Source organism: Nannocystis pusilla, from assembly GCF_026626665.1.
Classification (GTDB): Bacteria; Myxococcota_A; Polyangia; order Nannocystales; family Nannocystaceae; genus Nannocystis; species Nannocystis pusilla.
Window position 1 is genome coordinate 9740788 of sequence record NZ_JAPNKE010000002.1, and the last position, 21478, is coordinate 9762265.

Genomic DNA, 21478 nt, shown 5'->3' on the forward strand with positions numbered 1-21478 from the left:
CGCCCTTCGTACGCTCCAGCGACAGGACCGTCGCCTCACCCTGATGGAGCGGCGCTTGAGGGAGATCCCCAGCCGGATCACCACCCTCGACACCGACCTGCACAAGCTCGAGCAGATGCTCTCGGCCGAGCGCAACAAGCTCGACGACACGCGGTCGTTCCAGCAGCGGCAGGAGATGCAGCTCCACGACGAGGAGGACCAGATCCGCAGCAGCAAGGCCAAGCTGGGCGCGATCAAGACCGCCCGCGAGCTCAACGCGCAGCAGCGCGAGCTCGAGACGACCCGGCGCATGGTCCAGACCCGGACGGGCGAGATCGGCAAGCTGCAAGAGGCGGTCAACAAGACCGAGGCCCAGATCGCCAAGATGGACGCGGCGCTGCAGGCGTTGCGCCAGACCGCAGAGGCCGAGAAGGCCAAGCTCGGCGAGGAGCAGGGCCGCCTGAACGAGCAGATCGACAAGGCCAAGAAGGTCCGCGCCCGCCTGGTCAAGGACATCGACCGCGAGACGCTCGCGTCCTACGAGCGGATCCGCAAGCGCCTCGGCGGCGTGGCGTTCGTCGCCGCCCACCGCGAGCGCTGCACCGCCTGCAAGATGGTCATCCCGCACATCATGTACACCCGGCTGCTCAAGGGCCGGGAGATCCCCGCCTGCGAGTCCTGCGGCCGCCTGCTCTACTGGTCGGGCCACTTCCCCGAAGACCACAACACCTTCGAGTCGAAGAAGGACGACGACAACAGAAGCCGAAGCCCGCCGAGGACGTCATCCCCGGCGTGCGCGAGTTCTGAACGCGCGGGCGCGCTCGTCTGTCCGAAGAGACAGGCGTGCGCGTGCGCGTGGCGGTGAAGAAGCTGTCGGCGCGGTCAGGCTGGCCGCTGCGCGCCGAGCGGCCTGTCGGGGCGGACAGGCGCCACGGCGAACCGAGCGAACGAGAGCTGCCGAGACTCGCGCTCGCTACCGAGAGTGACAGGGATGTCTGAAGGGACAGGTGCCAGAGGACCTGTCCCTTCAACCATGTGATTCACACGTAGCGGGTCGGGTCGGGCACGCCGGCGGCGGCGAAGCCTTCGCGGCGCAGGCGGCAGCTGTCGCAGCGGCCGCAGGCGCGGGGGCGGTCGTCGGTCACGACGGGGTCGTAGCAGGACACGGTGTCGGCGTAGTCGACGCCGGCGGCCAGGCCGGCCTGGACGATCTGTCCCTTCGACCAGCTGATCAGCGGCGCGCGCACGTGCAGCGGCTTGCCCTCGACCCCGGCGCGGGTGGCCTCGGCGGCCAGGCGCTCGAACGCATTCGAATGCGGGCGGCAGTCGGGGTAGCCGGAGTAGTCGACCGCGTTGACGCCGACCCAGATCTCGCCGGCGCCGAGGACCTCGGCCCAGCCGAGCGCGTAGGCGAGGAAGAGGGTGTTGCGCGCGGGCACGTAGGTGCTGGGGATCTCGCCTGCGGACGTGCTGTCCTTGGGGACAGCTTCGCTGCTGCCCGCAGCAGCGAGGTGCCGGCGGCGACCAGGCGGCCGAGGTGGGCCAGGTCGACGACCTCGTGGGCGCGGGCGCCGAAGCGGGCGGCCTGGCGCGCGGCGCTGGTGAGCTCGACCTCGTGGCGCTGGCCGTAGCGGAAGCTGAGGGCGTAGGTCTCGCGGCCCTCGGCTGCGGCGAGCGCGAGCACTGTGGTCGAGTCGAGGCCGCCGCTGAGAAGGACGACGGCGCGCATGGGCTCGGTCATGACGACCTCGGAGGTTGAAGACGGCGAGCCGTGCGCTCAGGCCGGCGCGAACGTCGAGTCGATGGTGTTGACGATCTCGATCGCCATCTGCCCGGCGGAGATGTTGGTCGTCGACGACGAGGTGCGACGGACCGGCAGCTGGTCGTCGAGGTTGAACAGGACGGTGCCCTCGGCGGCGACGTCGAGGGTGATCATCTGCTTGCCCTGCTCGACCGCGCCGGACGACTCCGACTCGTACTTGACCTCGGCGACCCGCTTGCCCGAGGCGTTGTCGATCTTGACCAGCGTGAACTTGCTGGTGGTGTCGACCGGGATCACCAGGCCCTGCAGGTTCTCGTCCTTGCGCTCGGTCGTCTCGACCGTCTTGCCCTCGACCAGCGCGGCCTTCGGCAGCTCGGGCAGGCCGAGCACGCCGGTGGCGAAGCCGGCCACCGCGGCCTCGACGCCCTTCTTCTCCTTGGCGGCCGCCGTCTCCGGCAGCGCCTTGGTGCCGGCCTCGTCGAGCTCGCCGCGCAGGTCGGCGACGAAGGCGCCGGTGAAGCCCTGGACCGCGGCCTTGGGGTCGACCGGGGTCTCGCCCTCCTTGGGGGGCGGCAGCATGTCCTTGCCGAGGACGAACTCGCGGACCTCGGCGACCGCCAGGCCGACCTTGATCTTGCCGCCGCCGGCGTCGGTCACGTCGAGCAGGCCCGAGAGGTCGCCCGCGGCCTCGTTGACGCCCTGCGGCGAGGTGGCCTTGAAGCTGAACTTGACGTCGGCCCTCAGCTTGTACGCGCCGGCCTTGTAGCGCAGCTCGGTGCCCCCGGCCTGCTCGGCGGAGCCGCCCGCGGCGTCGGGACCGGCCGTGTCGGCGCCCTTCTTGCAGGCGAGCGGGGACGAGGCGAGGGCGACGAACAGGGCGAAGACCGCAGAACGGCGGAGCAGGTGGCGTGGGGTCGACATCGGCGGCAACGCTAACCGCGCGAGCCAGGCGGTGCAACCGGGCCGCAGGCGCACGCCCGTGAAAAAGCTCTGCCTGTCTGCTAAGAAGTCGCCGCCTCATGGTCCTGGCTCTCTTCAAGCGGCTCCTCGGACGCCGGCCGAAAATGCCGCGCGACCAGATCACCCGCATCCCGCGGGCAGTTCGCAAGGCCACCGAGCCGCAAGTCGCGGCCATCCAGGCCGCGCTCGACGAGCTCGCCGCGCTGCCGGGGCTCGCCGACATCGCCCTGAACAAGCGCGCCCCCAAGGGCTTCTACGCCGCCGCCGCCCGCTTCGTCGCCGCCTACGACGCCTACGTCGAGGCTGTCGCGAAGCACATGAACTTGGGGTCAGCCGCCCGTCCCGGCACGCCCGAGGGGTTCCGCTGCTGCTACGAGCAGCCGGTCGGCGTCAGCGGCGTCGAGGCGCTGCTGATCTACCGCACGATCCGCCCGTGGCGCGACTTCGCCGACGTCGCCAAGCGCCTGGCCGAGCTCGGTGAGGCGCAGTTCAAGGAGATCCAGCAGCGCCATACCGGCAAGGACCCGGAGAAGATCGCGATGACCGACGCCGCGGTCGAGGACGGCCGGGCGGCGTTCGCCAGGCGCGGCGAGCTGTGCCCGCTGCTCGACCCGCAGACCCACCGCTGCCGCGTGTGGGACGTGCGCCCGAACGTGTGCCGCATGCACTTCGTGGTCAGCGACCCGACCGGCTCCGACGCGCGCGAGCCGGGCTTCGACAAGGTGGTGGCCCGCAACATCCGCCTGCCGGTGCGCCAGCAAGTGGCGTTGATGCAGATCGAGAAGCGGATGATGCTGGGGGTGGCGCCGTTCCTCAACGCCGGCCAGCGCAGATGCTGCAGTTCTGCGAGGGGCAGACGATCCCGGAGGTCGGCGAGTCCCCGCCGCGCTTCGCCGCCGACGGCCAGCCGGCCCCCAAGGCCAACCGCAACAACCCCGCGGCCAAGAAATTCACAAGGAGCGCGCGCGAGAGCAGCGGCGCGCGAGCCACAAGAAGAAGTGAGGCCTCACGCCGACCCCTCGCGGCAGGTCGACCGCAGGCCGGTGCCGTGATGCGGGGTAATCGGCCCTCGCTCGCGCCGTGACGCGAGGTCACCCGCGCGCGAGGTGATGCGAGGGCAGGTCGACCCTCGCGCGCCGTGATGGCAGGTCGACCCTCGCGCGCCGTGATGGCAGGTCGACCCTCGTTCACGACGGATGCGGGGCAGGTCGGCCGTCGCGCGGGGCGAAATCCGCCGGCGCTCACGCCGTGACGCTCGCGGCCGGCGAGCCACGCGGCCGGCGAGGTGAGGCGTGAAGCAGGACCAGCGAGTGGAACCCCCTGCGCGGCCCTATGGCGCGGCCGGCGGAGGTTGCGTCCAGCGGTAGCTGACGAAGGCGGTGAGCGTGCCGTTGGCGTCGCCGCACATGAACATCACGTGCTGGTCCGCGGTGTCGCCGGTCAGCGTCACGCGGCCCTCCTTCTCCTCGCGCTGCACCGCGGGCACGATCTTGGCCAGCGCCGCGGCCAGCGGATCGACGCAGTCTTTCAAGGTGGCGCCGGCCGGAAACGCGAACAGAATCTGAGCCGTGAAGCGGCCCTGGTCATCGGTGGGCGAGCGCCCCTTCTTCGTCACCGACGTGCCCGGCAGCAGCGCCGGTGAGAACCACGACGGGTCGGGTACCGACGACGCCGGCGCATTGGTCGAGAACTGCTGTCCCTCCGACGGTGCCGTCGGCGCCGGCGTCGGTGCTGCCGCGGGCGTAGCCGACTTCACAGTTTCGGCGGTCGGCTTCGCCTTCGACGCTTCAGGCGACGGACCGCAAGCGACGAGCGCGAGGGCCAGGACGGACAGGGCGCATGGGACAGACCGCAAGGGCATGCGCGAAAGTGTAGCGGAATCTGTTAGAAGGGAGCCGGTATGAGGAGCGGGCCGTCGGTCAGTGCCACTTCGACGTCGTCATCGCCCCGCGAACAGGCGCAGCCGGTCCGTCACGGGGTCGTCATCGCCTACAGCCACCGCGAGCGCGATCTGCTGGGCGAGCTGCAGGTCCACCTGAAGCCGCTGCAGAAGGCGTGGATGCTCGACCTCTGGGACGACCTGCGCGTGGCGGGAGCCGCCCCCGAGCTGCGCCGGGCCCTCGCGGGCGCGCGCGTGACGGTGCTGCTGATCTCGCCGGGCTTCCTCGCGTCGGCGTTCATCACCGAGCACCGCTTGCCCGCCGTGCTCGCCGAACAAAACCACCGCGCGCGGCCGTGCAGTGCCTCTACATGCGCCCGGCGATGGACGCGTTCGTCGAGTACCAGTTCGCCGACCCGAACGGCCTGCAGCCCAGGAGCGTGCGGATCTCGAGCTTCTACGGGCTCAACGACCCGATGAAGCCGCTGGCCGCGTTCGACCGCCGCGGCCGCGCGGAGATCCTCGCCGCCGCCGCCGACGAGATCATCCGCGCCGCCCACCGCGCCCCGGTGATGAGCGTCGGCGCCTGAGATTCTTGCGCTCCGGCGAGGACGCAGGCCCTCGCGCGCGCGAGGGACTCGGACTGCGCCGGCATCCCGTGCGCGTGGAGGTCGTCGGCGCGCCGCGCTCGCGCTCCGGCTCACGCTCCTTCGATCCGCCGCGCCCGCTGGCTACGTGGCCTCTCGCTGCACGGCCGACGACCCCGTACCGGTCCGTGTCGCCGATCCGTATTTCACCTGTCCGGGGACAGGTGCACAGCCCGCATTCCCCGGGCGGCGCCGGCGAACCGCGCGACGCGTGGGTTCGCTCGCGGGGGTGTCGTCGTACGGCGCGGCTTGTGTCGCCTGCGGGCGGCGATCTATCCTCGCGTCGCCGCGTCCGTCTGCGCGCTTCCGCGCGGCAGCTCCTCCCGCATGTTGACCTCGCTGGCGACCTCGTGTTCGCGCGCCCGCTGGTGCGGGGTGGTCGTCGCTGCGGCGCTGGTGGGGCCCACGCGGGTCGCAGCGGCCCCCGAGCCGGCGCCGATCTCCGAGGCCGCCCAGAGCGCCTACGACCGCGGCCTGGCCGAGCGCGACGCCGGGCGCTTCCCTGCCGCCGCGCGCGAGTTCGCGGCCGCCTACGCCCAGATCCCCGTCAGCCAGCGCGAGCTGCGGGCGGCGGTGCTGTTCGACCTGGTCGACGCCCACCGCGGCGCCTACACGGCCGGCGGCGAGCGCCGCGGCAACGAGCACCCTGCCGCGCACCTGTGCGCCGCCGACCGGGCCCTGGCCGACTTCATCGAGACCGAGCAGGAGCGCAAGCGCGGCCGCAAGTCGCCCGACATGGTCAAGGCGACCGGGCTGCGCGAGGAGGTCCGGAAGGACTTCATGACCGCCAAGGCCCGCGAGGCCGACCTCGACTGCGCCGCGCTCGAGCTGCCGCGCGTGCCCGAGAAGGAGGAGCCGCCGCCGCCGCCGCCGGCCGACGGCCCGGGCAAGCCGCGCGACCCGAACAAGCTGCTGATCGCCGGCGGCGTGACGGCCGGGGTGGGCCTGGCGCTGCTCGGCCTGATGGTCGGCGGCATGGTCCGCGGCCAGCGCACCGAGGCCGACGGGGCCGCGCTGGTCCAGGCGATGCCGGGGCTGATGCCCGACGACCCGCAGCTGGCCGAGCTCGAGCGCCGGGGTCGCGGCGACAACGCGATGGCGGTGGTCGGCGGGGTGTTCGGCTCGCTGGCGCTCGGCGCCGGAATTGCCCTGCTGGTGGTCGGGGCGCGCGCGAGGCAGGCGTCCGGGCGACCGGCCGCGCCCGAGCCGGCCGCGGTCGCGGTCTGGCCGCTGGCCTCGCCGTCGGGCGGCGGCGCGGCGCTGCGCTGGCGGTTCTGACGGCCGCGCGTTTCTGTCTCTCGGGACAGATGAGTCATGCTTCACGCGCCGCCTGCGAGGATCGCGGCGGGGCGACTTCCGCTATGCTGGGGCGGCCCGATGGCTTCGCGTTCTTTCGGCCCGCGCAGGTCGAGCGGCTCCGGCCGCGGGATGTGGCCCGCCGACGGGCCGGATCCGCTGCTCGGCCACACCCTGGCCGACCGCTACAAGCTCGAGCGGGTGATCGGCCACGGCGGCATGGGCACGGTCTACCGCGCCGAGCACGTCGTGATCCGCAAGCCGGTCGCGGTCAAGGTGCTCGACGCGGCCCACAGCGAGCGACGCACCGAGGTCGACCGGTTCCTGAACGAGGCGCGCGCGGCCTCGAAGATCCGCCACGAGCACGTGGTCGACATCACCGACTTCGGCTCGACCAGCGACGGGCTGGTGTTCCTCGTCATGGAGTACCTCGAGGGCGAGGACCTCTCGAGCACGAGCGCCCGCGAGGCGCGCTGCCGTGGCGACGGGCGGCGGCGATCGTGCTGCAGATCGCGGCGGCGCTGGAGGCCGCGCACGCGCAGGGGATCATCCATCGCGACATGAAGCCGGAGAACTGCTTCCGGATCCGCCGCGGCAACGACCCCGACTTCATGAAGGTGCTGGACTTCGGGATCGCCAAGGTGCTCGAGGACAGCGACGTCGAGCGGCCGTCGAGCGCGGCCAGCGGCCTGCTCGGCACGCCCGAGTACGTCGCGCCCGAGCTGATCCGCGGGCTCAAGCCCGACGCGCGCGTCGACATCTACGCCGTCGGGGTGATGTTCTACGACCTGCTGGTCGGCAAGCTGCCGTTCGCCGGCGAGAGCTTCATGTCGACGCTCACCGCCCACTTGATGCAGGTGCCGCCGCCGCCGTCGCAGGCGAAGCCGGACGCGCAGATCCCCGAGGCCGTCGACACCGTGGTCCTGCGCGCCCTCGCCAAGGACCGCGACCAGCGCTACGACACCATCGGCGAGTTCGCGGCCGCGCTGCGGGCCGCGATCGCCGAGGCCGACGCCGCCCTCGTCCCGCCGCCGCTACCGCTGCCGCCGCCGCCCGAGCCCGAGCCGGCCGGGATCCGCCCGCGCGTGGCGCTCGCGGCCGGGGCGGCGATCCTGCTGGTGTTCTCGGCTGTCCTTTGGACCATGGCCAAAAGGTTTTATACGAAGGAACAGGTGACCCCGCCGGCCGCGACCGCGCCCGTGATCGCCGCGGCGCCGGCGGTCGCGCCGGCGCAGCCCGCGATCAACGAGGCGCCGAAGCTGGCGACCCCGCCCGTCGTGGCGATCGACGAGCCGCCGCCGGTGGCAGCGCCGCCGCCCGAGCCGGTGAAGTCGCCCGAGCCGCCGGTCGAAGCGCCGGTCGAGGCGGCGGGTGAGACGACGTCGGCCGCCGAGGCCGACACGAGCACCGAGGCCGAGCCGGAGCCGGCGGTCCGCAGCGCCGCGCCGAAGAGCCCGAAGAGCGGGCCCGCGGCGCTGACCGCGGGCGAGTTCGCGAGCGCGATGAGCAAGATCGGCGCGCGGGTCAAGCTCGAGTGCTCGCGCTTCTCGCTGCGCAAGATGGAGGTCACGGTGCAGGTGGTGGTGGGGCCCGACGGCGCGGTCAAGAGCGCGGCGCCGACCGGGTCGCAGGAGGGCAGCACGCTCGGCAACTGCGTGGCGCGGGTGGTCAAGACGGCGCTGCTGCGGCCGACGCGGGCCAAGTCGACGCACCGGCACACCTTCACGATGTGATAGCGTCGCCGCGATGAAGCGACTGACGGGCAAGCGGGCGCTGGTCACCGGAGCGACCAGCGGGATCGGGCGGGCCATCGCCCTGCGGTTCGCCGAGGAGGGCGCGAACCTGGCGATCACCGGGCGGCGCCGCGAGCGGCTGGACGAGACCGCCGAGCGGGCGCGGGCGGCCGGGGCCGAGGTGGTGGCGATCGCCGCCGAGCACACCCGCGGCGAGGACAACGAGCGCGCCGTCAACGAGGCGCTGCAGGGCCTCGGCGGCCTCGACGTGCTGGTCAACGCCGCCGGGGTGATCGGCAACGACTCGATCCTCGACAGCCCGAAGCCCGACGAGTGGCGAAGGATCATGGACGCCAACCTCGAGGCGGTCTACGACCTGACCCGAAGGGCAGCTCCGTCGCTGGTCCACGGTCGCGGGCCGTCGATCGTCAACCTGTCGAGCATCGCCGGCCTGCGCCCGTACCCGACGATCCTCTCGTACTGCGTCAGCAAGGCCGCGCTCGACATGCTGACCCAGTGCCTCGCGCTCGAGCTGGCGCCGCGCGGGGTCCGGGTCAACGCGATCTGCCCGGGCGTGGTCGTCAGCGAGCTGCACACCGCCACCGGGGCGGTCGCCGACTACGCGGCCTTCCTCGAGCGCGCCAAGTCGACGCACCCGCTCGGCCGCCCCGGCCAGCCGGAGGAGATCGCCGCGCTGGCGACGTTCCTCGTCAGCGACGAGGCCGGCTGGATCACCGGCGGCCTGCACACGATCGACGGCGGCCGCACGCTGACCTCGTTCCGCTGACATGACCCGAAGGGCATGTCCCCGAGGGCATGCTCTTCAGGCCAGGCCGATGCCGAGCTTGGCGGCCACTGCCGGATCGGCGACCGGATAGACCTCCTCGCGCGGGGTGACCAGCGCCTCGCGGTCGCCCTCGAACCACACCCGGCGCTGCTCGGCGACGAACGCGGAGATGTCTTCGATCTCGACGATCCACTCGCGCGCGTAGCTGGCGATCGCCGCCCCGCGCAGGCCGAGCTGGATCGCCCGCCGCTCCTGCTTGTCGCCGGACGGCCCGTGGTCGGGGTCCCACTGCAGGCGCACGTCGGAACGCTTGCCGAGCTGCTCCACGCCGAGCGCTCGCCGTAGACCTCCGGCACGTGCGTCGAGTGGATCGCCTCGGCCAGTACTTTATTAAAGGCGTCGCGGCGGAGGCGGACGGCCAGAGTCACCTCCTGACCCTCCTTCGTGCCCCAGCCCGAGCGGTACATCATCCACAGGAAGTTGGGCTTGATCCACGACATCCGCTCGAGGCTGAACGGGCCGCCGAAGCGCTGGTGCTCGGCGGCGAACCGGCCGATCGCCGGGCGGTAGGCCTGATAGACGACGATCGTGTCGGCGTCGAACTGCGCCAGGATGTGCCGGCCTCGCTGCGGCCAGCGGGTTTTTGTAGGTGATAGGGTTCGGTGACGAGTTTCATAGGGTATGGCTTTCAGGACATGTCCGTGGGGACCTGTCCCTTGAAGTGGGAGAACTCCAGGTGGACGCGGGCGCCGACGGCGACCATGCGCGCGGTCAGGCCGGGGTCGGCCTCGGCGACGATGCCCATGTCGGGCTTGTCGGGGCGGGCGTGCGGGCGCAGGCCGGCCAGCAGCGGGGCCGCGAACTCGGGCTCGGCGACGCGGAACGGAAAAGCGCCGGGGAAGTCGGGGTTGAACGAGGCGAAGCCGAGGTGGACCGCGCTCGGCTCGGCCGGGTCGACGAGGCGGAGCAGCACCCGCTTGGCTGCGCGCCCGCCCGCGAGCTGCCCGCGCGGCAGGGCGAAGGCCGCCTCGATCGCCGCGTCGTCGCCCGGCTCGATCGCCCGCGTCTCCAGCGCTCGCCCGGGAGCGGGCAGGGCGTCGGTCTGCGCCCACGCGAAGCGCAGCGCCGTCGAGCGGTAGGCCTCGCGCATGCCGAGGCGCTGGTACAGGCCGACCGCGGGCAGGTTGCCGGGCTTGACGTTGAGGCACCAGGTGGCGCACCCGGCCGCGCGCAGCTCGGCGGCGGCGGCCCGCAGCATGGCGAGGCCGACGCCCTGGCCGCGGTGTTCGGGCGCGACGACGACGTGACGGATGTAGCCGACGCCGTCGAGGCGCTCGAAGAACAGGTAGCCGACCGCCTCGCCGTCCTGTTCGAAGAGCCAGGTGTCGGGGACGATCTCCGCGGCCCAGTGCGCGGGCGAGGGATCGGGTCGCCCGTGTCGAGCTCGGGGAAGAGGCGGGCGAAGGTCGCGTAGTCGTCGTGGGCCGCGGGCCGGTGCGCGAGGGCCATGCCGCGAGGGTAGCAGGTCGCGTCGTGCGGATCGCAGGGCGCGATCGCGGCGAGCAGGGGGAGCGCGATCGCGGGGCTCGCCGCGGGCGGCGTACTCGCGGGCGAGACGCCTCGCGGGCGAAGGCGGTTGAAATCCCGGGCGCGCGGCACTACGGTCCGGGGTCCGTGTCGGCGCGCGTCCTCCTGCTGGCGTTCGGCGTGGCCGCGGGGGCGGCCGGCGAGGCGCGGGCGGCCCGGGAGTGGCGGCTGGCGGGCGAGTCGACCCCGAAGGCGCTGGCGCCGGGGCAGCGGGTCGGCGTCCGCGTGGTGCTGCAGAACCTGAGCCGAGAGACATGGTCCGAGGGACAGCAGGACCACCTGTCGTACCACTGGGAGTCCCCGGGCGGCGCCGTGCTCGAGCGCGACGGGGCGCGCACGCGGCTGCCCTACGCGGTCGGGCCCGGCGAGACCGTGGCGCTGACCGCCGCGCTCGTCGCTCCGGCGGCCGCGGGGCGCTACGTGCTGCGCTGGGCGCTCGTGCGCGAGGACGCGTTCTGGTACGACCCGCCGGTCGGGGGCGGCGACGCGGTCGCGGTCGACGTCGGGCCGGCGCCGGGGACCTGGTCGATGGAGCAGGTCGAGGCGCCGCGGGAGCTCGCCGCCGGGGCGCGGGCGACCGCGCGGGTGCGCCTGTGCAACACCGGCGCCAACGCGTGGGCCGACGAGCTCGGCGACGCGCTCAGCTACCACTGGCTCGGCGGCGAGGGCGAGCGGCTCGAGGGCGTGCGCACCTCGCTGCCGGCGCGGGTCGAGCCCGGCGGCTGCGTGGTCCTGCCGGCCGAGCTGCGCGCCGGCGCGGCCGGGGCCCTACACCCTGGCGTGGCAGCCGGTCCGCGAGGGCGTGGCCTGGTACGGGCCCGGCGGCGGCGCGGCGACGGCCGAGGTGCGGGTGGGCGCCCCGCGCGACGCGTTCGCGGCGCTGTCGCTGAGCCTGCCGCCGCTGCAGGCCGGGCTGCCGGCGCTGGCCCAGATCGCGCTCGAGAACCGCGGCGACGAGACATGGCTCCAGGGACAGGGCCTGAAGGTCAGCTACGTTTGGACAGGTCCTGAGGGACATGTCCTGGAGGGCATCCGCACCGAGCTGCCGGAGCCGGTGGAGCCGGGCGAGGTGGTCGAGCTCGAGCTGCGCGTGCGCCCGCCCGACGCGCCCGGCAGCTACGAGCTGGCGCCGCGGCTGGTCCGCGAGGGCGAGGCGTGGATCGCCCCCGAGCAGGAGCTGGCGGCCGCGGCGACCGTCGGTCCGCCGGCGCTGGCGTGGGAGCTGGTGGCCGCCGACTGGCCGGGCCGGCTGGCGGCGTCGGACAGCGACACGTTCACCGTCACGGTGCGCAACACCGGCGCCGAGGCGTGGTCGCCGGGCGCGGGCGATCGCCTGTCGTACCGCTGGCGCGGCGAGGACGGCACGCCGCTGCAGCACGAGGGCGTGCGCACCGAGCTGCCGCACGCGGTCGCCCCCGGCGAGACCGCGACCGTGGCGGTGCGCGTGGCCGGCCCGCCGCGCGCGGGCAGCTACACGCTCGCGCTGGCGATGGTGCGCGAGCAGGTGCGGTGGTTCCCGCCGTCGACCGGCGGTCCTTCGGAACATGTCGTGAAGGTCACGTTGCGCGCGGCCTGGTGGCAGTCGGCGCTGGCGCTGGCGACCGTGGCGGCGGTGGTGCTGGCGCGGCGGCGAAGGCCGGCGCCCGGCTCGTGGCGGTGGGCCGCGCTCGACCTGGTCCCGGCGCTGTGGCTGTGGGCGGCGCTGGCCGGGCTCGGCGCGGCGTTCCACGAGCTGGCGGCGATCGATCTGTGGCAGGGCGGCCGCGCGGCCTCGATCGGCGCGGCGGCGGTCCCGGGCCTCCTGGTGCTGCTGGTGCCCGGGCGGCTGCGGCCGTGGCTGGCGTTCATCCTGTCCCTCGGGACAGCCGTGCTGTTGCTCGCCGATCTGCTGTACATGCACGTGCTCGGGGCGATCGTGCCGGTGCAGGCGCTGATCGGGGCGCACCAGGTCGGGGCCATCGGCGCCAGCGTGCGCGCGCTGCTGCGGCCGGAGTACGCGTGGCTGGCCGCGGCGCCGCTGGCCGGGCTCGTGCTCGCGTGCGCGTGGCCGCGGGCGCGCGCCCAGGCCCAGCCGAGCCCGCGAGCGCGGCGGCGCGTGACCCTCGCGGGCGCGGCGGCGCTGCTGCTGGCCTCGCTGCCGCTCGTGACCAGCCTCGGCGAGGCGATGCGCAGCGGCCTCGGCTCGCGCGTGTTCTCCGAGCAGCACAACGCCGGCCGCTTCGGCGTGCTCGGGGCCCACTGGTTCGACGTGGTGCGCACGCTCGCGGGGGCGATCGGTCAGCGCTCGCTGTCGGCGGCGGAGCGGGCCGAGATCGCGGCGTTCTTCGCCGAGCGCGACCAGGCCGCGCTGCCCGGGTTCGGCCTGGCGCGCGGGGCCAACCTGCTGGTGATCCAGGCCGAGGCGCTGCAGGGCTGGACGATCGGCGCCACTGTCGCCGGGCAGGAGATCACGCCGTTTTTGAACCGCCTGCGCGCACGTGCGCTCTACTACGGGGCGGTGGTCGACATCACCGCCCAGGGTATGACCTCGGACGCGGAGTATGCGATCCTGAATTCGCAGTACCCCCTGGGGCAGGGGGCGGTCGCGTTCCTGCGCGCCGGCAACCGCTTCGAGACGGTCGCCCACGCCCTCAAAGCGGCCGGCTACGCGACCCTGTCGGCCCACCCGTTCAAGCGCGGGTTCTGGAACCGCGCGACGCTGCACCCCGCTACGGCTTCGACCGCTCGCTGTTCGACCGCGAGCTCGGCCCGGGGCCGGTGATCGGCTGGGGCCTGGCCGACGAGGCGTTCTTCGCCCGCATGCTGCCGGAGCTGGCCGCCGCGCCGAAGCCGTTCTTCGCGTTCCTGGTGACGCTCAGCCTGCACCATCCGTACGACGAATTCCCGCCCGCCCTGCGCCGGCTGCAGCTCGGCGCGCTCGAGGGCACGAGCCTCGGCAACTACTTGCACGGGATCCACCACCTCGACGCGGCGCTGGCCGAGCTGTTCGCCGGGCTCGAGGCGGCTGGCCTCGCGGACAGCACGGCGGTGGCGATCTACGGCGACCACGACGCCCGCCTGGGGGTGACGCCGGAGATCGCGGCGCTCGCCGGCGAGCCGGCCGGGTCGCCCTCGCTGCGGCTGCGGCTCGAGCGGGTGCCGGGCTTTTTGGTCTTGCCCAAGGGACAGGTGACCGGCGAGGTCGACGCCGTGGGCAGCCACGTCGACCTGGCGCCGACCTGGCTGCACTACCTCGGCGTGCCGGCGCCGCCCGCCTTCGTCGGCCGACCGCTGGTCCCGGCTCGGGCCGGCCGGGGGTGGCTGCCCTCCCCGACGGCTCGGCGGTGGGCGACGAGCGCCTGTTCGCGGTCGCCGGGCAGGACATCCCCCCGGAGGGGCCTGTTTACGGCCGAAGGGGCCCGTATCGAGCGGGAAGCCTGTACGGGGCTGGTGGAGCGGGCCCGGCGCGCGCTGGCGGTGTCGCGGGCGATCGCCGACCACGACCTCGCCCGCGCGCTCCCTTCGGGGACGGAGCCGGGTCCGTGATAGCCTGAGGCGGAGCGCCGTGAGCTTCGACCTCGCCATCGACGCCGAGCCGGAGGCCGCCGCACCCCAGGGCGACTTCCCCCGGGCACGATCCTCGTAGACCGCTACCAAGTGCTGCAGGTCCTCGGCCGCGGCGGCATGGGCTCGGTCTATCTCGCCGAGCACGTCGAGGTCGGTCGCAAGGTCGCGATCAAGGTCCTGCTGCCGCAGTGGAGCCAGACCGACTCGATCGTCCGCAGGTTCCGCGCCGAGGCCCGCACCGCCAGCACGATCGGCCATCCGAACATCGTTCAAGTGTTCGACGCCGGCGCGCTGCCCGATCGCCGCCTGTTCCTGGTGATGGAGCACCTCGCCGGGCGCGACCTCGAGGCCGAGCTCATCGAGAACACCACGGTCGAGCCGCCGCGCCGCGCGTGCGCCATCATGCGCCAGATCGCTCTGGCCCTCGGGGCAGGTCACCGCGCCGGCATCGTCCACCGCGACCTCAAGCCGAGCAACATCATGCTCGTGCCGCAGGCCGGCGAAGAGGCCGTCAAGGTGCTCGACTTCGGCATCGCCGCCAACACCGGCCTCATCGTCGCCGGGGCCGAGCGCATCACCAGCCCCGGCTCGCTGATGGGCACGCCCGAGTACATGGCGCCCGAGCAGGCCACCAACATGCCCGCGCGTCCGACCTTCGACGTCTACGCGATGGGCGTGATGCTGTTCGAGATGCTGACCGGCGACATCCCGTTCTCGGCCAGCAACGCGTTCGAACTGCTGGCCTTCAAGCTCAACCGCCCGGCGCCGTCGGTCGAGACCCGCCGCCCCGGCCTGCCGGCCGGCCTGGTCCGGCTGATCGCCGACTGCCTCGCCACCGACTCGGGCGAGCGCCCGTCCGACGGCGACGCGGTCGCGGCCCGCCTCGACGTCATCTTGCAGGACATGCGGCGCGACTCGCAGAGCCGGCACAAGTCGGGGCCGACCTCGCCCGGCGCGAGCTCGCAGCTGCCGCTGCAGGCGACGCTCACCGCCCCGATCCCGTCGGCCGCGGCGTCGCTGACGGCCGCCAAGCCGACGCCCGGGACCACGCTCGCGCCGCTGCGCCGCGAGGCCCCGCGCGGCCGCACCGCGACGATCGTGCTCGCGCTGCTCACCGTGGTGGGGCTCGCCACCGCGGTGTGGCTGCTGCGCGCCGGCCCCGAGACGCCGCCGCCGGCCGAGCTCGCGGCCGTGGTCCCGCCCGCGCCGGTCGATCCAGGACCTGTCCCCAAGGACATCTCGACACCGCCGCCCGCGATCGCGCCGCCGCCGAGCGAGCCGCCCGTAATCGAGCCGCCGCCGAGCGAGCCGACTCCGCCGGCCCCCGAGGGCGCGACCGTGAAGCCCACCGCGAAGGCGGGCACGCGCCCCGGCAGCGACGCGCACATGAGCCCGCGCTGCCAGCGAGTCCGCACGTCGGCCGAGGAGGCCCGCCGGACCCAGCGCTGGGCGATCTTGCGAGACTATACCCGTCAGCGCGAGTGCTGGGCCTCGAGCGCCGAGGCGCGCAAGCTCGAGACCAAGGCGTTGATGGAGCTCGGTGACTTCACAGGATGCATGTCCGTAGGGAAAGGTCTCAAAGACCAGGAGGCTCAAGGTTGGCTCAAGCTGTGCCAAAAGCGTGTCGGGGGCTGAGCCTCGTCTGCGCCCTGTCCGTCGCCGCGATCCCGTCCGCGCAGGTCCACGCCGCGCCCGCGCAGCCCCCGGCCGCCGGGGCGAGCCCGTCGACGGCGACGCCCGCGAGCCCCACCACCGGCGGCGCCGCCGCTCCGTCGCTCTCCGGCGAGACGATCGCCCGCGCGAGCCTGGCGATCGACACCAACGGGGCCGGCCCCGCGGGCCCCGTGATCCACGAGCGCCTCGACGAGGTCGGCAACCGCCAGCTGCGCCGCGCCGAGGTCCTGCCCGGCCGCGGCCCGCGCGACCCGTGGATCCGCATCACCGTCCGCGCGGTGCCGGGCGACGAGCCGGGCTACGTGATCGGCTCCGGCCTCTACGTCGGCGACGACCCGGTCGGCGACAGCGTGCACGAGACCGAGTGCCGCCTGTGCACGGAGGGCGAGGCGGTGGAGCGCGGGACTTCGGAGATCGAGCGTCTGGTCCCGTTCGTCCGCGACTTCGCCCAGGCCGAGCGCGAGGCCCGGCTCAAGGCCGCCGCGCCGCCGCCCGAGCTGCCCAAGCCCGAGCCGCCGCCGCCGCCGAAAGGCCTCGGCGGCCGCGGCAAGGCCGGCGTGGCCCTGCTCGCCGTCGGCGGCGTCGGCTTCGTCGTCGGCCTCGGCCTGGCGATCAAGCAGCCGCGCCCCGACCCCGACATGCCGCTCTACTCGATCTCCACCCGGCCCGCCGGCGTGGCCACCCTCAGCATCGGCCTCGCCGCCGCCATCACCGGCGCGGTCCTGCTCGCGCTCGACCGCAAGGCCGCCCACCGCCGCGTGTCCTGGCTGCCCAGCGTCGGTCGCGGCGCCGCCGGGCTGTCGCTGGCCGGCTCGTTCTGACCGTCGCATCCTATTTGACCTAAGAGACAGGTTGTTCGGAACATGTCCTGGAGAACATTCGCATTCGGGCTCGCCTTCTTCGCCGGGTGCTCGGTCCCCAACGTGAGCCACTGCGGCAACCAGTCCGGCGACGTCAGCTGCGCCGAGCGCGACCCGAACCGGCCGTTCTGCAACCTGTGCGAGGCCAGCAACGACGGCTGCGTGGCCGAGCCGGTGACCGTCGAGGCCTGCCGCCGCGAGTCCGACAGCGGCGCGGTCACGACCACCACCGGGACCCCGGAAACGACGATCCCCACCACCAGCGAGCCGCCGACGACCGGGACGTCGACGACGGCCACGGTCGACACGACCGAGGGGACGACGACGACGAGCACGAGCACGTCGACGAGCACGAGCACGTCGACGAGCACGAGCACCACCGACGATACGTCGACGACCACGACGACGACGCTCGACACGCTGACGGACACGCTGACGGACACCCTCACCGTCACGCTGACGGACACGACGACCGAGACGACGACGACCGACGCGACGACCGACACGACGACGATGCCCGGACCGACGTGCGGCAACGACCTCGCCGAGACCGGCGAGACCTGCGACGGCACCGACCTCAAGGGCAAGGAGTGCACGGACTTCCCCAGCAACTACGGCGGCGGCGACCTCGCCTGCGCCGCGAACTGCAAGTCCTACAGCTTCGCGGGCTGCTGCCGCCTGGCCGGCCAGAGCTGCAACAGCGGCGGCCAGTGCTGCAGCGGCTCGTGCGTGCTGTTCTCGTGCGGGTAGAGAGCGGGTCAGAACCTCCGAGGTCGCGCGCGCCGATGGCGAAGGAGTTCCACGCCGCCTGTGCCGCCCTCGCGCCCGCGATCGCCGAGAAGCACGCCAGGAAGCGGCAGTCTGCGTCCTCGTCGAGCGCTCCGCGGCGCGACGAGCTCGGCGAGTGCTCCGCGGCCGTTGCGGCTTCCGTCAGCTCTCGCCGAGCACCGCCGCCACGTACTCCGTGGGTGGCCGGGCGCGCAGCTCGGCCGCCGTGCCGCGGGCGGTGAGGCGGCCGGCTTCGATCACCAGCAGCTCGTCGGCGAGGGCCACCGCGTCGCGCACGTCGTGGCTGACGATCACGCAGATCGCGGCGGCCTCTGCGAGCCAGCCGGCCAGCAGGCGGCGGGCCTGCGCGCGCGCCGACACGTCGAGCGCGGCCAGCGGCTCGTCGAGCAGGAGCAGGGCAGGGCGGGTGATCATCGCTCGCGCCAGCGCGACCCGCTGGGCCTGCCCGCCCGACAGGGCCGCCGGCCGGAGGTCGCCGACCTCGCCGACGCCGAGCCGCTCGAGCCACGCCTGCGCCTCGGCCCGCGCCCGCGTCCGCGCGACCCCGCGGGCTCGCAGCCCGTAGGCGACGTTGTCGCGCGCGCTCATGTGTCCGAACAGACAGTACCCTTGAAACATGACCCCGAGGCCACGTTCCTGCGGGCTCAGGCGCACCCGCGCGGCCGGTCGCTCGAGCGTGCGCCCGGCCAGCACCACCTCGCCGCGCGCGAGCGGGACCAGCCCGGCGAGCGCGTCGACCAGCGTCGACTTGCCGGCTCCGTTGGGCCCGAGCACCGCCACCGTCGCGCCCGGCGCCAGCGCGAAATTCAGCTCGAGCGAGAACGAGCCGCGCTGCACCGCGATGTCGGCCGACAGCCCCGCGGTCGCCGTCATCGCTGCGCGCCTCCGTCGCCCGGCATCATCCCGCCCCTTTGAAAAAATGCCCGCGCAGGGCGGCGAGGAGGACGAGCGACACTGCGAGGAGGATCAGGCTGAGGGCGACCGCGCCGTCGGGGCTGTCGTGCAGCGCCTCGTAGACCGCCAGCGGCATCGTCTGGGTGCGGCCCTGGAGGTTGCCGGCGAACGTGATCGTCGCGCCGAATTCGCCGAGGGCCCGGGCCCAGCACAGCGCCAGGCCGGCGACGAGGCTCGGGCGGATCGCGGGCAGCACCACCGTGCCGACGATCCGCAGCCGGCTCGCGCCGAGGGTCGCCGCCGCCTGCTCGAGGCGTGGGTCGAGCCCGCGCAGCGCGCCCTCGACGGTGATCACCAGGAACGGCGCCGCCACGAAGGTGGCCGCCAGCACCGCCGCGCCGGTGGTGTACGGCAAGATGACCCCGAGGCCATGTTCCAAGACACCCCCGAGCAGGCCGCGTCGTCCGAACGCGGCCAGCAGCGCCGTACCGCCGACCACCGGCGGCAGCACCATCGGCAGCGTCACCAGCGCCCGCGCCAGCCCGCGGCCCGGGAACGGCAGCCGCGCCAGCGCGTACGCCAGCGGCAGCCCGAGCAGCAGCGACAGGCCCGCCGCGCACAGCGACACGTACAGCGACAGCCGCAGGGCGGCCTGCACCGACGGCGCCGCCAGCTGCCGCCACAGCTCGGCCGGGGCGACCCGCACCAGCAGCCCGAGCAGCGGCAAGGCGAAGAACACCACCGCCGCGCCGGCGAGCAGGCCGATCGCCAGGTGCGCGTGCCCCGGGCGACCGGGCTTGAAGGACATGTCGTCCAAGACAGGTACCTCGGGACAGCCCGTTCACGGCGGCAGGAAGCCGCGCTTGCCGAGCGCCGCCGCCCCGGCCGGGCCGGCGACGCGGTCGACGAAGGCGCCTGCGAGGGCCTGCTGCGGGCTGTCGGCGAGGGCGGCGATCTCGTAGGCCGGCACGACGTCGTCGGCGCCGGCGAAGGCGACCGTGCGCACCTCGTCGGCCAGCTCCGGTGACGTCCGTGGCGTAGACGACCCCCGCGTCGGCCTCGCCGCCCGCGACCTTGGCGAGCACCCCGCGCACGTTCTCCTCGTTGGACACCACGTTGGCGAGCGCCGCGTCGCGGACCCCGGCGCGGCCGAGGGCCTCGCGCGCGTAGGCGCCGACCGGCACGGACTCGCCGGCGAGCACCAGGCGCAGGCCGGGCCGCGTAAGGTCGGCCGGCCCCTGGACCGACGCATCGCTGGCGGGCGCGACGATCACCAGGCGGTTCCTGGCGAACACCCGCGCCGGCTGCAGGCGGCCCGAGGTGGCCGCGCGCTCCATCTGCGCCCGGTCGGCCGAGGCGAACACGTCGGCCGGCGCGCCGGCGACGATCTGCGCCGCCAGGATCTGCGAGCCCGCGAAGTTGAAGACGACGTCGAGCCCCGGGTGCTCGGCCTCGAAGCCGGCCTCGAGGTCGGTGAAGGCTTCCTTCAAGGACATGGCCGCAGAGACATGTAGCTCGGTCTTGCCGGCGCCCGGGGAGGACGAGCAGCCGCCGAGCCCGACCGCGGCGAGCAGGACGACGCGGAGCGCGGGGCCTCGGAGCCTGGTCATGCCGCGAAGCGTAGCGACGCCGCGCGCCGGCGGGCAAGCGCTTTGTCGCCGCCGCGGGCCGGCGACCGCGAGCCGAGCGACAGGGGCCCGCCGCCACCGCTCGCCAGCAGGAGCCGGGGCCTCCGCGAGCTTGCTTCCTTTCGTCTGCCGCAGCTCCCCCACGCGGTCGCACCGGCGCGAAGCGGCTCGGGTCGCAGGATTCGGCGCGAACGAGGAGGCGCTTCACACACCGACCTCGACCTCACCCGGTGTTCGCCAAGCGGGGGAAAGTCGGCGCGAACGAGGAGGCGCTTCACGCACCGACTCGACCTCAGCCGGGGGTTCGTGAAGCGGGCGGAAGCCTCGTTTGCGGCCTCGTCCGTGTCACGCGAGGACTTCGCGCGGTCGTGTGGCCGTCGGCCCCTGCGGCCAGAAGGAATCACGAGCCCTGCCGAACTCAGCCGCGCTCGTCGAGCAGCGCCCGCGCGATCACCAGCTTCTGCACCTCGGTCGCGCCCTCGTAGATCCGCAGCGCGCGGATCTCCCGGTAGAGCCGTTCGGGCACCTGGCCCACCGTCACGCCGAGGCCGCCGAAGCTCTGCACGGCGCGGTCGATGGCGCGTTGCGCCGACTCGGTCGCGTGCATCTTCGCCATCGCCGCCATCTCCGACGTCGCGTGGCCGGCGTCGCGGGCCGCGGCGGCGCGGTAGACCAGCAGCTGCGCCGCCAGCTGTTCGGTCGCCAGGTCGGCGAGCGCGAACTGCAGGCCCTGCTGCTCGGCCAGCGGCTTGCCGAACTGGACCCGGCGCTTGAGGTGGCCCACGGTCTCGGCGAGCGCGCGGTCGGCCAGGCCGAGGGCCGCGGCGCCGACGCTGACGCGGAACACGTCGAGGTTGCCGAGCGCCAGCTTGAGGCCGGCGCCGGGCTCGCCGACGCGGTGGGCGTCGGGCACGAACACCCGCTCGAGCTTGACCGTGCCGATCGGGTGCGGCGCCAGGACGCGGGTGCGGATGACCGAAAGGCCAGGTGCGTCGCCGGCCACGAAGAACGCCGAGAAGCGCGGCTTGCCCTCGCCGGCCTCGCGGGCGAACACCACGTAGCTGTCGGCCAGGCCGGCGTTGCTGATGAAGCACTTGGTGCCCTCGAGCACCACCCCGCCGTCGGCCGCGGTCGCGGTGGTGCGCAGGTTCTTGACGTCGGACCCGGCCTCCGGCTCGGTCAACGCGAACGCGCACACGGTGGCCCCGCTGGCCACGCGCGGCAGGACGTAGCGGCGCAGCGGCTCGCTGGCGGCCAGCGCCAGCGGGTACGAGCCCAGGCCCTGCATCACGAAGGCGGTGTCGAGCGCCCCGCTCGCGCGCGAGCCACTGGCGGATCAGGCAGATCGCCGTCGACGACAGCCCGCCCGCGTGGCCCGCCTCGAGCTCGGCGCCGCCGTACGCGGACGGCACCACCCACTCGAGCAGCCCGGCCGTCGCCAGCCGCAGCAGGTAGGT

Annotated in this window: 19 protein-coding genes and 4 pseudogenes; 12 read left to right on the forward strand and 11 right to left on the reverse strand. The window is 73.9% G+C overall.

All coding sequences use genetic code 11. The features are described from left to right. The first annotated feature begins 55 nt into the window (after positions 1-55). Positions 56-844: a zinc ribbon domain-containing protein gene (locus OV079_RS43185; protein ID WP_267775564.1), complete on the forward strand. Its 789-nt coding sequence runs from the start codon at positions 56-58 to the stop codon at positions 842-844. 175 nt (positions 845-1019) lie between these two features. On the opposite strand, the pseudogene queC reads toward OV079_RS43185, so the two are convergent. Next, positions 1020-1720, reverse strand: a pseudogene (gene queC / locus OV079_RS59585) (7-cyano-7-deazaguanine synthase QueC). Positions 1721-1756: 36 nt separating this feature from the next. Continuing rightward, a complete protein-coding gene (locus OV079_RS43195; RefSeq protein WP_267775566.1) occupies positions 1757-2662 on the reverse strand; it encodes a hypothetical protein in 906 nt (301 codons plus the stop codon). Between the two features lie 98 nt (positions 2663-2760). Here OV079_RS43195 and OV079_RS43200 point away from each other — a divergent pair, with 98 nt between their 5' ends. After that, positions 2761-3753 carry a YkgJ family cysteine cluster protein gene (locus OV079_RS43200; protein WP_267775568.1) on the forward strand — a complete coding sequence of 331 codons (993 nt, stop codon included), beginning with the start codon at positions 2761-2763 and terminating at the stop codon, positions 3751-3753. A gap of 278 nt (positions 3754-4031) precedes the next feature. Here the strand turns inward: OV079_RS43200 and OV079_RS43205 are convergent, their stop codons facing one another. Together OV079_RS43205 and OV079_RS43210 are read right to left on the reverse strand one after the other, a co-directional pair. Continuing rightward, a complete protein-coding gene (locus tag OV079_RS43205; RefSeq protein WP_267775569.1) occupies positions 4032-4457 on the reverse strand; it encodes a hypothetical protein in 426 nt (141 codons plus the stop codon). A gap of 183 nt (positions 4458-4640) precedes the next feature. Next, positions 4641-4925 (reverse strand): hypothetical protein, encoded by a 285-nt coding sequence (locus tag OV079_RS43210; protein WP_267775570.1) that lies wholly within the window; start codon positions 4923-4925, stop codon positions 4641-4643. A gap of 11 nt (positions 4926-4936) precedes the next feature. Between OV079_RS43210 and OV079_RS43215 the strand changes: the two genes are divergently transcribed. The 4 genes and pseudogenes from OV079_RS43215 to OV079_RS43235 all read left to right on the forward strand — a co-directional run bounded on the left by OV079_RS43215 (position 4937) and on the right by OV079_RS43235 (position 9043). Further along, on the forward strand, positions 4937-5170 hold the full coding sequence (locus OV079_RS43215; protein WP_267775571.1) for a hypothetical protein: 234 nt from the start codon (positions 4937-4939) through the stop codon (positions 5168-5170). Positions 5171-5554: 384 nt separating this feature from the next. Continuing rightward, entirely contained in the window at positions 5555-6505 is a 951-nt protein-coding gene (locus OV079_RS43220; protein ID WP_267775572.1) for a hypothetical protein, read from the forward strand. A gap of 150 nt (positions 6506-6655) precedes the next feature. After that, positions 6656-8256, forward strand: a pseudogene (locus tag OV079_RS43230) (serine/threonine-protein kinase). Positions 8257-8269: 13 nt separating this feature from the next. Further along, positions 8270-9043, forward strand: a complete 774-nt coding sequence (locus OV079_RS43235; RefSeq protein WP_267775576.1) for an SDR family NAD(P)-dependent oxidoreductase — start codon at positions 8270-8272, stop codon at positions 9041-9043. A gap of 36 nt (positions 9044-9079) precedes the next feature. Here OV079_RS43235 and OV079_RS59590 read toward each other — a convergent pair. Both OV079_RS59590 and OV079_RS43250 read right to left on the reverse strand, forming a co-directional pair. Then, positions 9080-9719 (reverse strand): annotated as a pseudogene (locus OV079_RS59590) (DUF4291 domain-containing protein). Positions 9720-9731: 12 nt separating this feature from the next. After that, positions 9732-10589 (reverse strand): GNAT family N-acetyltransferase, encoded by an 858-nt coding sequence (locus OV079_RS43250; protein WP_267778782.1) that lies wholly within the window; start codon positions 10587-10589, stop codon positions 9732-9734. Between the two features lie 128 nt (positions 10590-10717). On the opposite strand from OV079_RS43250, the gene OV079_RS43255 reads away from it, so the two are divergent. The 6 genes from OV079_RS43255 to OV079_RS43280 all read left to right on the forward strand — a co-directional run bounded on the left by OV079_RS43255 (position 10718) and on the right by OV079_RS43280 (position 17460). After that, positions 10718-11641, forward strand: a complete 924-nt coding sequence (locus OV079_RS43255) for a hypothetical protein (protein WP_267778898.1) — start codon at positions 10718-10720, stop codon at positions 11639-11641. A gap of 1153 nt (positions 11642-12794) precedes the next feature. Continuing rightward, on the forward strand, positions 12795-13391 hold the full coding sequence (locus OV079_RS43260) for an LTA synthase family protein (RefSeq protein ID WP_267778783.1): 597 nt from the start codon (positions 12795-12797) through the stop codon (positions 13389-13391). Beyond that, positions 13388-14155, forward strand: a complete 768-nt coding sequence (locus OV079_RS43265; protein ID WP_267775578.1) for an LTA synthase family protein — start codon at positions 13388-13390, stop codon at positions 14153-14155. The genes OV079_RS43260 and OV079_RS43265 overlap by 4 nt, the downstream gene beginning before the upstream one ends. A 111-nt stretch (positions 14156-14266) precedes the next feature. Then, positions 14267-15811 carry a serine/threonine-protein kinase gene (locus OV079_RS43270; RefSeq protein ID WP_267775580.1) on the forward strand — a complete coding sequence of 515 codons (1545 nt, stop codon included), beginning with the start codon at positions 14267-14269 and terminating at the stop codon, positions 15809-15811. After that, the gene (locus OV079_RS43275) at positions 15787-16671 is read left to right on the forward strand and encodes a hypothetical protein (protein ID WP_267775581.1); all 885 of its coding nucleotides are present in this window, start codon (positions 15787-15789) and stop codon (positions 16669-16671) included. Before OV079_RS43270 ends, OV079_RS43275 begins: the two co-directional genes overlap by 25 nt. 42 nt (positions 16672-16713) lie before the next feature. Next, positions 16714-17460 (forward strand): hypothetical protein, encoded by a 747-nt coding sequence (locus tag OV079_RS43280; RefSeq protein WP_267775582.1) that lies wholly within the window; start codon positions 16714-16716, stop codon positions 17458-17460. Between the two features lie 180 nt (positions 17461-17640). On the opposite strand, the gene OV079_RS43285 is transcribed toward OV079_RS43280, so the two are convergent. The 5 genes and pseudogenes from OV079_RS43285 to OV079_RS43305 form a co-directional block, all read right to left on the reverse strand. Beyond that, positions 17641-18372, reverse strand: coding sequence for an ABC transporter ATP-binding protein (locus OV079_RS43285; RefSeq protein WP_267775584.1), 732 nt, complete (start codon positions 18370-18372; stop codon positions 17641-17643). A gap of 25 nt (positions 18373-18397) precedes the next feature. Then, positions 18398-19201 (reverse strand): ABC transporter permease, encoded by an 804-nt coding sequence (locus OV079_RS43290; protein WP_267775586.1) that lies wholly within the window; start codon positions 19199-19201, stop codon positions 18398-18400. 33 nt (positions 19202-19234) lie between these two features. Continuing rightward, the gene (locus tag OV079_RS43295; protein WP_267775587.1) at positions 19235-19399 is read right to left on the reverse strand and encodes a hypothetical protein; all 165 of its coding nucleotides are present in this window, start codon (positions 19397-19399) and stop codon (positions 19235-19237) included. A gap of 67 nt (positions 19400-19466) precedes the next feature. Continuing rightward, positions 19467-20003 (reverse strand): annotated as a pseudogene (modA, locus tag OV079_RS59595) (molybdate ABC transporter substrate-binding protein); the annotation flags it as partial. A 436-nt stretch (positions 20004-20439) separates the two neighbouring features. Next, entirely contained in the window at positions 20440-21309 is an 870-nt protein-coding gene (locus OV079_RS43305) for an acyl-CoA dehydrogenase family protein (RefSeq protein ID WP_267778784.1), read from the reverse strand. Positions 21310-21478 lie beyond the last annotated feature (169 nt).